Annotated in this window: 11 protein-coding genes; 3 read left to right on the top strand and 8 right to left on the bottom strand. The window is 65.2% G+C overall.

Features of this window, described 5'->3' with window-relative positions; translation table 11 throughout:
- Nucleotides 1–386: 386 nt before the first annotated feature.
- A complete protein-coding gene (locus CVM73_RS37980; RefSeq protein WP_100236826.1) occupies nucleotides 387–2,567 on the bottom strand; it encodes a HAMP domain-containing methyl-accepting chemotaxis protein in 2,181 nt (726 codons plus the stop codon).
- Between the two features lie 388 nt (nucleotides 2,568–2,955).
- Here CVM73_RS37980 and CVM73_RS37975 point away from each other — a divergent pair, with 388 nt between their 5' ends.
- Both CVM73_RS37975 and CVM73_RS37970 read left to right on the top strand, forming a co-directional pair.
- Nucleotides 2,956–3,375: a response regulator gene (locus tag CVM73_RS37975; protein WP_100236825.1), complete on the top strand. Its 420-nt coding sequence runs from the start codon at nucleotides 2,956–2,958 to the stop codon at nucleotides 3,373–3,375.
- Nucleotides 3,353–6,961: a PAS domain S-box protein gene (locus tag CVM73_RS37970; RefSeq protein WP_100236824.1), complete on the top strand. Its 3,609-nt coding sequence runs from the start codon at nucleotides 3,353–3,355 to the stop codon at nucleotides 6,959–6,961. The genes CVM73_RS37975 and CVM73_RS37970 overlap by 23 nt, the downstream gene beginning before the upstream one ends.
- Nucleotides 6,962–7,112: 151 nt before the next feature.
- On the opposite strand, the gene CVM73_RS37965 is transcribed toward CVM73_RS37970, so the two are convergent.
- The gene (locus CVM73_RS37965) at nucleotides 7,113–7,748 is read right to left on the bottom strand and encodes a response regulator transcription factor (protein WP_091897867.1); all 636 of its coding nucleotides are present in this window, start codon (nucleotides 7,746–7,748) and stop codon (nucleotides 7,113–7,115) included.
- A gap of 149 nt (nucleotides 7,749–7,897) precedes the next feature.
- On the opposite strand from CVM73_RS37965, the gene CVM73_RS37960 reads away from it, so the two are divergent.
- A complete protein-coding gene (locus tag CVM73_RS37960) occupies nucleotides 7,898–8,236 on the top strand; it encodes a hypothetical protein (RefSeq protein ID WP_100236823.1) in 339 nt (112 codons plus the stop codon).
- Here the strand turns inward: CVM73_RS37960 and CVM73_RS37955 are convergent.
- The 6 genes from CVM73_RS37955 to CVM73_RS37930 all read right to left on the bottom strand — a co-directional run.
- The gene (locus CVM73_RS37955) at nucleotides 8,233–8,736 is read right to left on the bottom strand and encodes a response regulator (RefSeq protein WP_100236822.1); all 504 of its coding nucleotides are present in this window, start codon (nucleotides 8,734–8,736) and stop codon (nucleotides 8,233–8,235) included. The two genes, CVM73_RS37960 and CVM73_RS37955, sit on opposite strands and share 4 nt — an antisense overlap.
- 141 nt (nucleotides 8,737–8,877) lie before the next feature.
- A complete protein-coding gene (locus CVM73_RS37950) occupies nucleotides 8,878–9,195 on the bottom strand; it encodes a hypothetical protein (protein WP_027577507.1) in 318 nt (105 codons plus the stop codon).
- Between the two features lie 2 nt (nucleotides 9,196–9,197).
- Complete coding sequence (locus CVM73_RS37945) at nucleotides 9,198–10,079, bottom strand: CheR family methyltransferase (protein WP_100236821.1); 882 nt, start codon at nucleotides 10,077–10,079, stop codon at nucleotides 9,198–9,200.
- A gap of 62 nt (nucleotides 10,080–10,141) precedes the next feature.
- On the bottom strand, nucleotides 10,142–10,528 hold the full coding sequence (locus CVM73_RS37940) for a response regulator (RefSeq protein ID WP_027577509.1): 387 nt from the start codon (nucleotides 10,526–10,528) through the stop codon (nucleotides 10,142–10,144).
- Between the two features lie 32 nt (nucleotides 10,529–10,560).
- Entirely contained in the window at nucleotides 10,561–11,034 is a 474-nt protein-coding gene (locus tag CVM73_RS37935) for a chemotaxis protein CheW (protein ID WP_100236820.1), read from the bottom strand.
- A gap of 31 nt (nucleotides 11,035–11,065) precedes the next feature.
- The coding region (locus CVM73_RS37930) for an ATP-binding response regulator (RefSeq protein WP_146006737.1) at nucleotides 11,066–12,531 on the bottom strand (1,466 nt) is incomplete at its 5' end.

The raw sequence follows: 12,531 nt of genomic DNA, 5'->3' as shown, positions 1-12,531 counted from the left end.
TGCATGCCGATCTGACTGCGTTCCGGCACCCGCAGTCGCAGCGCACCTCGCCTCTCGGCCTGCGGTCCTTCCTGCTTGGGTAACCCCTCGAACAACTGCTCGTCAGCCATCATCAGCCCCTGCTTCGCGCCATGCGATCGAATCACAGCTTCGCCTCTGTGGCAAATGCTGCCAAAAGATTCTCACGCTCTCAGGATGAGGCTAATCGGCCTCAGTACCCGTTGAAACTGCTGCCGCACACTCCGCCCTCATCCTGAGGAGCCCGCCTAAAGCGGGCGTCTCGAAGGATGGCAGCAGAGAAAAGCTCTCAAATGCGATAGCCCTGCCCGCAAGCAGGAGAGGTGAACGAGCCCGCGACAATCGATTCAACCCGGAGCCATTCCGTTCTAGGCCGCGTCGCGAACGCTGCGCCGCTCCTGCCCGCGATAATCGGCATCGCCGCTCTTGCGGCGGTCCATCGGGCCATTGCGCAGCCTGACGAAGAAGGCCTGGACCTCGGTGGCGAGGCGTTCGGCCGCCCCCGAGACGTGGTTCGCGGCGCCCATCACGTCGTCGGCCGAGCGGTTGGTTTCCGCGATGGCGCCGGAGACGGTGCCGATGCTGCTTGCCAGCGTCTGCGTTCCCGACGCCGCCATCTGGACGTTCTGCGAGATCTCACGCGTCGCCGCGCCCTGCTCTTCCACGGCGCTGGCGATCGCCGCGGTCACCTCGTCGATCCGGCGCATGGCGGTTGCGACCTCCTTGACCGAGGCGACCGCGCTGCCGGTCGAGTTCTGGATCGCGGCAACGTGCTGGGCGATCTCCTGCGTCGCATTGCGGGTCTGATCGGCCAGCGCCTTGACCTCGGACGCGACCACGGCAAAGCCGCGACCGGCCTCGCCGGCGCGCGCAGCCTCGATGGTGGCGTTGAGCGCCAGGAGATTGGTCTGGGCCGCGATCGCCTGGATCAGGTCGACTACCGAGCTTATGCTCTGCGCGGCGTGCGCGAGCCCTTCGATCTCGCTCTCCGAGCGCGCGGTCACCTCGCCCGCGGAGCGCACGGTCTTGTTGGACAGTTCGATCTGCCGGCCGATCTCGACGATGGAGCTCGCGAGCTGCTCGGCTGCGGCGGCGACGGTCTGGACGTTGACCGCGGTCTGCTCGGAGGCGGTCGCCGCGGACGCGGCCTGGCTCGTCGCATGATTGGCGATGCCGCCGAGGCTCTCCGCGGTCTGCCGCATGGTGCCCGCATTCTCGCCGACCAGCGCGAGCAGATCGTGCGAGGTCGCGCGAAATTCGTCGACCGCGTCCTCCATGTTGCGGTTGGCCGCTTCGCGCGCCTCCGCCTCGCGCGCGAGAGACGCCGCCGCCTGCTGCTGGGCGATCACATTGTCGCGGAATTTGGCGACCGCCTGCGACACCACGCCAATCTCGTCGCCGCGCTCGGCCGTCCTGAACTCGACACTGGTGTCGCCGCCGGACAGGCGCGCGGAATCGCCCACGAGCTCGACGATCGGACGGGTGATGGAGCGCGCAACCAGGATCGCAATCACTGTGGCGAGCGCAAGCCCCGCGGCGAGCAGGATCCATTGCAGCAGCAGCAATCTCTCGACCGCGTCGGCCACATTGCGGGCGTCCCCTGCGAGCATCGACTGCTGGTCGCTCTTGAGACCGCCGGAGCGCCTGCCGTCGGCGTCCTTGCGACCGTCGAGCAGATCGAGGATGCGAGCCGCGCGCGGGGCCGCCTCGCTGGACAGGATGAACACCGGCATATTCCATTGCGGCGTCTGACGGATCGCGAAGATTTTCTGCGGCAGCGGGGTGAAGGCCTCGTTCGCCTTGGCGATAGCCCGATAAGCGGTCGCCTGCCGTTCGGTGAGCAGATCCGCCTGGGTGCCGACCGATGCGAGCGCGGCCCTGAAGGTCGCCAGCGGCTTTTCAAACTTGTCACGGTCGGCGGCCTCGCCCGAGGCCACGTAGAGCCGCAATTGCGATCCCGCGGCGGCCAGATTGCCGCGCACGTCGGCGAAGGTCTTGAGCAGTCGCTTGCGCTGCGGCGTCGCCTCCAGCCCCTCCTCCTCGTCGATCATGCCGGTGATCTCGGCGAACATGGCCGCAATCAGTGGCGCGGCTTCCTTCGTCAGCAATTCGCCCGCCGGATAGGCCGAAGGGGTGAAGGCGGCCGATTCGGCCTTGTCCTGGGCCTGGCGGAATTCCGCGATCAGCGCCCTCGCCTCGCTCCAATTGGTCTCGTTCTGCGGACTGGAAAAGCCATCCGCTATGCGATCGACGGCGGCGATGGTGCGATCGAGCTCGGCCCAGACCGCCGCCCGGTCGCGCTTGCTCTGCGCGTCGCCGGTCAGGAGATATCCACGCAGCGTCGAAAGCGTGGAGTAGAGATTGCCGACCAGCTCGGTGCTGGCGATCGCGACCGGCGTCCGCCGGTCCACGACCGTCTTGATGCGCGAGGAGATATCCGAGACTGCGGTGACGGTGTAAATGACGGTTGCCGCAAGCAGGATACCGATCAGGGCAAAGCCGCCGAGCAGCCGGGTCCGAATTCCCGTGTTCGTGATCGATTTGAGCATGAAGGTGTCTCGTATTGATTTCATCTAATCGGCGGAGTCGCTGGATGTCCGAACGTCGGCAATGCGACCCATGACAATTGACTGTTGGAACTGATGCCGATCCTGATCCGGCCCCTTTAATCCTCAGTGAACTCCAGACCCCGTGCAACTACGGCGGGAACAATAGTTCTAGCTGCCGTAGTGGCCCGGAAGCTGCTGCAAGGCCGACGGCATGTGCACGGGAGCGTGCATAATGACGACACCGGCTGAGGGGCACCGCCCGGCCCAGATCGCAAGGGGGAACGCGAAGTGCTTGCAGGCCGAGCGGAATCCGCGCAACAGTTTCGTATTTTATGGCTTGATTTGCGGTCGCTGGGGCATTCCCATCCGACCTCGGAGGATTTCAGACGTGGCCAACATCCTGATCGTGGATGACGATCCGGCCGTACAGGTCACCATTCGGCTGCTGCTGGAACGGGCTGGTCATCACGTGACGGTCGCCGGCGATGGCCGCAAGGGACTGGCGTTGTTCGAGGCCAGCCAGTTCGACCTGCTGTTTCTCGACATCTTCATGCCCGGCATGGACGGACTGGAGACGATGCGTCACATTCGGGCGCTTGCCCCGGCCATTCCGATCGTCGTCATCTCCGGCCGTTCGATCACGCCGGATGCCTATGCGGAGCCGGACTTCCTGAAGATGGCGACCAAGCTCGGCGCGGTAGCAAGCTTGCAGAAGCCGTTCCGACCCGACACACTGCTTGCCGTGGTCGATGGTTGCCTGAAGGCGGGCGAGCCGGAGGGGTCCGATGTCCGCTCCGGCCGCCGATGACAAGAACACCTCCTCTGCTCCAAGGCGGAAATGGCACGGCGATACGGCCATTCCTGCGAATACCCCGATGAGGCTTGCAACGACGCTGGCAACGCGGCTGGCCATCGCGATGATCCTGCTGGTGGCGGTCACCGTGGCCGCAGTCGGATGGCTCGGCTATCGCAACACCACCCAGGCCGTCATTCCGCGGGTCCTGGAGCGGGTCGAAGCCCAGTCGCGCCTGCTGGCAGCCAATCTCGAATCCTACGTCGCCGGCGCTCGCGGCGATTTGACCGGCTATCGCTCCGCCGCGGCAATCAACGGCCTGATCCGCGCTCACCTCGGTGGAGGAATCGACGCTTCCGACGGCGTCTCTGAAAAAACCTGGCGCGAGCGCATCGCGGCGCGGCTTGCGGCCGAGATCGATGCCAAGCCCAGCTATGGACAGTTTCGAATCATCGGTCTCCACGATAACCAGCGCGAGCTGGTCCGCGTCGACCGCTCCGGGCCGAATGGAACGGCCCGGATCGTCCCCGACGGCGAACTGGAGGGCAAAGGCGAGCGAACCTATTTCCAGGAAACGATACGGCTGGCGCCGGGCGAGATCTATGTTTCGCCCGTCGATCTCGCCACGCGGCAGGGCGGGACCACGGAGCCGCACGTTCCGACTCTTCGCGTCGCGACGCCCCTGTTCACGCCGGACAACAAGCCGTTCGGAATCGTTATCGCCAATATCGACATGCGCCCGGCGCTCGACCGCATCCGCTCGACCAGGAGTTCGGGAGGAGAGCTCTACGTCGTGAATTCGCGCGGCGACTATCTCGTCCATCCCGACCGCACACGGGAATTCGGCTCGTTGCGCGGCCATCCCACCGATTGGCGCAAGGATTTTCCATTCTTCTCGGCCCTGGCTGGCACGTCGGACGTAGCCACGCGGCTCACGGCCGATGAGTCGGGCCGGCCGAGCGGCGCGGCCATCGCGCCGGCACTGCTTGCGGGCAAGGAATGGGTCGCCATCATCGTGACCATTCCCCCGTCCGTCTTCGGCCGCGTGCCGGCCGCCATTCAAAAGACGTCCCTGCTCGTCGGCGTGCTTGCCGTTCTCGCCGCGGCCGCGCTCGCGGTGCTGCTGGCGCGCTCGCTGACCCGCCCGATCGGGCGCCTGACCGCGGCAGTGCAGGCCATCGGCAGCGGCCGGCCGGCGGACATACCCGTCGATGCCAGCGGCGAGACCGGCGTGCTGGCACGGGCCTTTGCCCAGATGGTCGAGGAAACCCGGGCGAAAACAGCCGCGCTCGAACGCGAAGTCGAGGAGCATCGCCGCACCGAGGCCGCGCGAAGCCATCACGCGGCGCGCGAGAACTTGTTCAGTGCCGCGGTGGAATCGTCCGACGATGCGATCGTGATGCAGACGCTCGATGCGATCATCACGGGCTGGAATCCGGCCGCCGAGCGTCTTTATGGCTATACGGCGGATGAGGCGATCGGCAAGCCGACGGCGATCATTGTGCCGCCCGACCGCCGCGAGCATGGCAAGGACTATCTGCGGCGGATCGCGCGGGGCGAGCCGATCGAGCGCTTCGAGACGGTGCGCCTGCGCAAGGACGGAACGCCGGTCGAGATTTCGCTCGGCCTGTCGCCGATCAAGGGACCCTCGGGCGAGATCATCGGCGCCTCCGGGAGCGCGCGCAGCCTGACCGAGGCGCGGCGCGCCGAGCGGGCGCTGCAGCAGCAGCTCGAGGAGCGGCGACAGATCTTCGAGACATCGCAGGACCTGATCATGATCATGGATGCGCGGGGCCATATCGCGCAGATCAGCCCAAGCAGCGAGACCATTCTCGGCTATCGGCCGGACGAGATGATCGGCCGCAGCGGCGCCGACTTCATTCATCCCGATCATCTGGAACCGTGCCGCGCCGAGATGCGCGCGATGCGTCGCGGCGAGTGCATCAAGCTCGCCGACACCCGCTGCTTCCACAAGAGCGGCCACGAGGTCTGGCTGTCCTGGCTCGGCAACTGGTCCGAGCCGGCGCATCGCTTCTTCTTTGCCGGACGCGACATGACCGAAGCGCGGCTCGCGCAGGAATCGTTGCGCGAAAGCGAGCGGCTTGCCCGCAACATCGTCGAGACCTCGCTCGATGGTTTTGTGCAAATCGACGAAACCGGAACGATACTGGACTGGAACTCGCAGGCCGAGAGAATCTTTGGCTGGCTTCGTAGCGAGGCGATCGGCCGGAAGCTCACCACATTAATCATACCGGAAGCTCAGCGGTCCGCACACAAGACCGGCATGGAGCGTTTCCTGGCGACCGGAGAAGCCGCAATCCTCGGCCGCCGTTTCGATATCGAGGCCCAGCGCCGTAACGGAACCGCTATCAAGGTCGAACTCAGCATTACCGAGCTGAAACGCCGCGATGGCTTTGTGTTCAACGGGTTCATCCGCGACCTCACCGACAAGATGGCCGCCGAGGAGCGCATCCGCCATGCCGAGAAAATGGAGGCCGTCGGCCAGTTGACCGGCGGCGTGGCGCATGACTTCAACAACATTCTCACCGTCATCACCGGGACGATCGAGATTCTCGCGGAGGCGGTCGCGAAGGAGCCGCAGCTCGCGGCCATTACGAAGATGATCGACGAGGCCGCCGCGCGCGGCGCCGATCTGACCCAGCACCTGCTCGCCTTCGCGCGCAAGCAGCCGCTCCAGCCGCGCGAGATCGACATCAACTCGCTGATCGTCGACACCGCGAAACTGTTGCGGCCGACGCTGGGCGAGCAGATCCAGATCGAATCGGTGTTCGAGGACGAGAATTGCGTCGCGATCGTCGATCCCAACCAGCTCACCACCGCGATCCTCAACCTCGCGCTCAATGCCCGCGACGCCATGCCCGGCGGCGGCAAGCTGATCCTGGAGACCGGCGTCGCCTATCTCGACGAGGCGTATGCCAGCGCGAACGATGTGCCGCCGGGGCACTATGTGCTGATCGCCGTGAGCGATACCGGCACCGGCATTCCATCCAGCATGCTGGCGCGGGTGTTCGACCCCTTCTTCACCTCGAAGGGACCCGGCAAAGGCACCGGGCTCGGGCTTTCGATGGTCTACGGCTTCATCAAGCAGTCCGCAGGTCACATCAAGATCTATAGTGAGGAGAGCCACGGCACCACGATCAAGATGTATCTGCCGCCCGGCAAGACGCCGACAGCGGTCGGCGAGGGCGTGACGCCCGCGACGATCGAGGGCGGACACGAGACGATCCTCGTCGTCGAGGACGACCGGCTGGTGCGCGGCTACGTGCTGGCGCAGCTGCATTCGCTGGGTTACGTCACCTTGCAGGCCGCCAATGCTGCGGAGGCGCTCGCGATCGTCGCCGCCGGAAAGCCGTTCGAGCTGCTGTTCACCGACGTCATCATGCCCGGCAAGATGAACGGACGGCAGCTCGCCGACGCGCTTCAGAAGACGCGCCCCGATCTCAAGGTGGTCTACACGTCAGGCTATACAGAAAACGCGATCATCCACCACGGCCGGCTGGATTCGGGTGTTCTGCTGCTCGCGAAGCCCTATCGCAAATCGGATCTGGCGCGGATCATCCGCAAGGCGCTGCAGGCGTAAGGCGCGATCTCGTGTCCCGGACAAGGCGCAGCGTGCAACGCTGCGACGCAGAGCCGGGACCCAGAACTTTGAGCCGTGGAGTTGGAGAGATGGGACCCGGCTCAGCGGCGCATCATTTCATGATGCACCACGTCCGGGGCACGAGACCATTTTACGACGCGCGCTGGGCCGCGGTCATCACGATGCGGATCAGATCGGCGGCGTTGCGCGCGCCGAGCTTCTTCATGATGTTGGCGCGGTGGTCCTCGATTGTGCGCGGGCTGATGCCGAGCGTGCGGCCGGCTTCCTTGTTGGAGGCGCCGGAGGCGAACTGCTCCAGCACCTCGCGCTCCCTGCGCGTCAACGGCTCGCGTCCGGGGAAATGCAGCGAGCCGAATTTCGGAGACGCGTTCTCCGCCTGCCTGCGTGCATAGGCGCCGATCGCCTCGTCGAGCCGGCCGACGATCTCGCTGCCGCGGAACGGCTTCTCGATGAAGTCGAGCGCGCCGCTCTTGATCGCGCCCACCGCCATCGCGATGTCGCCTTGCCCGGAGATCATGAAGATCGGCGCCGGATAGTCCTCGCCGTGCAACTCCTTCAGGATGTCGAGACCCGACTTTCCGGGAATATGCACGTCGAGCAGGATCGCAGCCGGTGTGCGGTTTCGCGCGACGGAAAGCAGCGCTGCGCCGTCCGCAAAACAGATCACCTCATAGCCCGCCGCCTTCAACACCATCGACAAGGTGTCGCGAACGGCAGGATCGTCGTCGACCACGAAGATTTCACCGCGAGAGCTTTGTTCGGCCATGTGCCACATCCGGTTGGCATGAAGGACTCGCGTCCGCGCCAACCGTTATGGCGCTCGGCGCGGATTCGGCCCACCCGTATTTGTACGGGACATGGACTTAACGCACAAGTAGCGGCATGGCGCCTAATTGCAGGTGACGGAGAATATCCATGCCAAATTTGGCCGATACGCCGCCTCTTGTCGCAACGCCCGAAGTCGCGAGCCGCGAGCTGATTGCGGCGGACCTTCGCTTGCTGATCGCACAGATCGAGACCAGCATGCGCCGGATCGCCGCAGCCATGGATGCAGCCTTGGATCAAGAACACGGCAGCGATCCGGAAGGTTCCGCGGAGGTCTCCTTGCTCGACGACGTCACGCCCCGTTATGCCACCGCGAACGCGGCCCTCAACGCCTGCCGGGCGGGCCTCGGCCACGCCCTGCAATGCCTGTCGGAATCCGGTAGCGCGGCGGGTGACCGCGTCCGATCGCATGGCAGCTCCGCGCTTTAAGCGCGGTGCCGTTCCACGATCGCGTCGTTGGCGACACCACCCCAGGTGTGGATCGCCGGCAGCCCCATCGCGGTCTTGCCGAGATTGGCGAGGCTGATGCGCAGAGCCGCGAGATCCAGCGGCTTCGGCAGACTTTGAAGCTCGATCCCCACGGAACGGGCGAAGCTGCGGGCGGCACTGCGGCGCTTGCCGTCCATGCCGCTGATGACGATCACGGAGCCAGCAAATTTCGCGCTCGCCATCTCGCGCAGCACGTCGATGCCGTCGCCATCCTCCAGCACGAGATCGAGCGTCACGCAGTCAAAGCGCGCAGCGCGGAGCTTCTCGATCGCGTCCGCCACGGATGGCGCCACGGTGACTTCGTGGCCGGCCTGCTTGGCGGCGACCGTGATCAGGCGGCGCTGCGTGGCGTCGTCGTCGACCACCAGGAGCTGAAGCGCACGCCGCTCGGCGACGTCGGGCAGGTTTGACGGGATGGGGGAAAGAGAACTTCTGGGCATTGCCGTATCCTGAGATTGAGACCATCAATCGATACACGGCTCGCGCTTAGGCCGCGTAAAGCTGATGCGGCCAATTGATTCGGATATTTTCAGCAATTGTGAAGCAACGTATCGGAAAGAGCGGCGACGACCGCGGCCAGATCACGCCGCGGCGTCATGGCCGCCGGCCGTACCGCGCTTCTTCCTGTTCTTGCCGCGCAGGAACTGGATGTCCATTTCGGCGCCATTGACGCGGACCAGCTCGCAGCGACGGTAGGCGAGGCCCGTCGACGACAGCAGCAGGAAGAACTCCTTCAGGTTCAACCCCTGGATCGAGCCCTCCACCGTGAGAATGGCGTCGGTGTCGGAGATCGCGTTGAGCTTGCAGTCGCGCCGCCAGGTGCCGTCGATGGCCATGATGCAGACATCATAACCTCGACTGAACGTCACGCGCTCCGCGCCCTTGCCATCCTCAGCCATGCTTATCGTCCCGCCATCGCCGCCATGCGCGGCGGCGCCGCAGCGGCGAGAACCGGCTTGGCCGGTGCCGCGCGCGGGTCGTTCGGCTTGTAGAGGCCGCGCCGCTCCGGAAGCGGCCTGAACGTATCGGTCAGTCCGACCACGGTTTCGGCAGCGCCCAGCACCAGGAAGCCGTCCGGCTCGATCTGGCGCGCCAGGCGGTTGAAGATGTTGATCTTGGTGTCCTGGTCGAAATAGATCAGCACGTTGCGGCAGAAGATGACGTCGAAGGTGCCGAGCTGGGCAAAATCGTGCAGCAGGTTGAGCTGGCGATGCTGGATCATCGCGCGCAATTCGGGATTGATCTGCCAGGTCTCGCCGGTCTGCTTGAAATACTTCACCAGCATCTGGATCGGCAGGCCGCGCTGCACCTCGAACTGGCTGTAGACGCCAGCCTTGGCCTTCTCGAGCACCTCCTGCGACAGGTCGGTCGCAATGATCTCGACGCGCCAGCCGGTGAGGGCCGCGCCCATCTCCTTCAGGCACATCGCCAGCGAATAGGGCTCCTGGCCGGTCGAGCCGGCGGCACACCAGATGCGCACGTTGCGCTTGCCGGCGCGCGCCTTGATGACCTCCGGCATGATGTGGTCGCGGAAATGATCGAACGGGACCTTGTCGCGGAAGAAGAAGGTCTCGTTGGTGGTCATGGCTTCGACCACGTCGGTGATCAGCTGGCGCGAGCCGCCTTGCAGCTTCTGCACCAGCTCGGCGATACCGGAGAGTCCCGCCTTGCGGGCGAGCGGCAGCAGGCGGCTTTCGATCAGGTATTGCTTGTCTGCGGACAGGTCGAGACCGGAATTATCCTTCAGGAACTTACGCAGGTACTCATACTCGGTCGGGGTCACGGATGGCCTCTCAGAAAGCTGTACTGGAACACTCTGGCCCAAACAGTTTGGGCCAGACACACTCAGACCATGGCTTGTCCGACCGGGATCAAACCAACTTCAGCGAACTTGTCGGCGATAATGTCTTTGTCGAAGGGCTTCATGATGTACTCGTTGGCGCCGCCAGAGAGCGCCTGAGCGATATGAGCCACGTTGTTCTCGGTGGTGCAGAACACCACCTTCGGCTGGTCGCCGCCGGGCAGGCGGCGCATGTGGCCCATGAACTCGAAGCCGTCCATGACCGGCATGTTCCAGTCGAGCAGCACGGCATCGGGCAGCTTGCGCTGACAGATCTCGAGCGCCTTCGAGCCGTCCTCGGCCTCGGTGACCTCGAACTCCAGGCCCTCCAGGATCCGACGCGCGATCTTGCGTACGACGCTGGAGTCATCGACGACCAAACACGTTTTCATTGTGGTTCTCCGGCTTCGATGTTTTCGTTGGCTTACGCTGCCATCTGCACTTTGGTTTCGAGCTCGAGGACGCGATCGACGTCGAGGACGACCATGAGCTGGCCGTCGAGGCGGTGGACGCCGCCGGCGAGCTTGGCCATGCGCGGGTCGAGGTTGACGGGGTTCTCCTCCTTGCCGTCCTCGGGCAGGCGCAGCACCTCGCCGATCTGGTCGATCAAGAGGCCATAGGATTCACCGCGCAGGTCGACACCGACCGCCATCGGGGTCTTGCCGTCCTCGTCCCTGGGCAGGCCGAGGCGGGAGCGCATGTCGACCACGGTGACGATGCGGCCGCGCAGGTTCAAGACGCCCGCGATCTCGCGCGAGGACAAGGGCACGCGGGTGACGCGCTCGGGCATGAACACGTCCTGGACGCGGGAGATCGGCAGGCCGAACAGCTGGCCGCCGATCATCGCGGTAACGTATTCGACCATGGCGCCTTCGCTGGACTGGGTCTTGTTGCTCATCGGTGTCGCTCCTGATCCATCCCGCTAAAGGTTACGCCGCGGCCCGGCTCAGCTCGGAGGCGCCGGCGGCGCCCGCGGTCTGCTCCTTCAGCGCCGCGATCAGGCCGGGACGGTCGAACTTGGCGACATAGTCGTGGAAGCCGGCCTGGCGGCCGCGCTCGATCGCCGCCGGCGACACCAGCGCCGAGAGGCCGATGATCGGCGTCGCGGCGAGGTTGTTGTCGGAGCGGATCACTTCCGCGAACTCGAACCCGTTCATGTCGGGCATCTCGATGTCGGTCAGGATCACGTCGAAGTTTTGGGCGCGCAGCGCGGCGAGGCCCTCCTGCGCGGTCGGCGCGGTGCGGATGCGGTAGCCGGCCGCCTTCAGCACCGGCGCCAGCATGTTGCGGAAGAACGCGCTGTCGTCGACCAAGAGCACCGATTGCGAGTGCATCGACGGCTTCATCTCCTTGCGGGTGAACCAGTCGGCGAACGCCATCGGCAGGAAGTGGCCGACATCGATCACCTCGGTGGCCTGGCCCTTGATCACGGCCGAGCCGAGAATGCCGGAGGAGGAGCCGCCGACCTCGATGTTGAGCCGTTCCTCGACGATGTCGATGATCTCGTCGACGACGAGGCCCATGGAGCGGCCGTCGTCGGCGAACACCAGGATCGGCTGGGCGCCCTGGCTGGCAATGGTGACGCCTTCCATGGCGACCAGCGGCATCAGCTGCTCGCGGTACTGCACCATGTAGCGGCCGTTGGAGAACTCGATCTTGTCGGCCGGCAGCTCTTCCAGGCGCGTGACGAGGCCGAGCGGGACCGCCTTGGGCTGCGACGAGCCGGCGCGGAACACCAGCAGCGAGGTGGTCTGCTCGCCGCTTCCGATGTGATGGCCGGCGGCTTCGTCGCCCATGTCATGGGCCGAGGAGCCGGCGGCGCCGAGCGCCTTGGCAATGCCGTTGGGGTCGATGATCATGATCACCGCGCCGTCGCCCAGAATGGTGTTGCCGGAGAACATGTCGATGTGACGCAGCTTGGTCGACATCGGCTTCACCACGATCTCTTCGGTGTGGAACACGCCGTCGACGACGATGCCGAAGGTCTGGCTGCCGACCTGGGTCACCACGATGAAGCCGTTCTCGGGATCGGAGGCCGCGCCGTCGTCGATCTTCAAGAGCTTCTTGAGGTGGATCAGCGGCAACAGCTTGTTGCGCAACCTGAGGACCGCGGTGTCCTTGATGCGCTCGATGCGGTGCTCGGAGTTGGCGCGGGCCCGGACCAATTCGACCACCGAGAGCTGCGGGATCGCAAAACGATCACCGGCGGCTTCGACGATCAGGGCGGAGACGATGGCGAGCGTCAGCGGGATCTTGATGGTGACGGAGGAGCCTTCACCGGCCACGCTCTTGATGTCGATGGTGCCGCCGATCTGGTCGATATTGGTGCGCACCACGTCCATGCCGACGCCGCGCCCCGACACCGAGGTGATGGCGGCCGCGGTGGAGAAGCCCG

Source organism: Bradyrhizobium forestalis (genome assembly GCF_002795245.1).
Lineage (GTDB): Bacteria > Pseudomonadota > Alphaproteobacteria > Rhizobiales > Xanthobacteraceae > Bradyrhizobium > Bradyrhizobium forestalis.
The sequence above is the reverse complement of the archived record's forward strand: the minus strand, read 5'-3'. Positions and strand labels throughout refer to the sequence as shown.

Coding starts and splice junctions, on each gene's coding strand:
- CVM73_RS37965 (WP_091897867.1), bottom strand. CDS start 7,748: ATGGCCGAACAAAGCTCTCGCGGTGAAATCTTCGTGGTCGACGACGAT.
- CVM73_RS37960 (WP_100236823.1), top strand. CDS start 7,898: ATGCCAAATTTGGCCGATACGCCGCCTCTTGTCGCAACGCCCGAAGTC.
- CVM73_RS37970 (WP_100236824.1), top strand. CDS start 3,353: ATGTCCGCTCCGGCCGCCGATGACAAGAACACCTCCTCTGCTCCAAGG.
- CVM73_RS37940 (WP_027577509.1), bottom strand. CDS start 10,528: ATGAAAACGTGTTTGGTCGTCGATGACTCCAGCGTCGTACGCAAGATC.
- CVM73_RS37980 (WP_100236826.1), bottom strand. CDS start 2,567: ATGCTCAAATCGATCACGAACACGGGAATTCGGACCCGGCTGCTCGGC.
- CVM73_RS37955 (WP_100236822.1), bottom strand. CDS start 8,736: ATGCCCAGAAGTTCTCTTTCCCCCATCCCGTCAAACCTGCCCGACGTC.
- CVM73_RS37935 (WP_100236820.1), bottom strand. CDS start 11,034: ATGAGCAACAAGACCCAGTCCAGCGAAGGCGCCATGGTCGAATACGTT.
- CVM73_RS37950 (WP_027577507.1), bottom strand. CDS start 9,195: ATGGCTGAGGATGGCAAGGGCGCGGAGCGCGTGACGTTCAGTCGAGGT.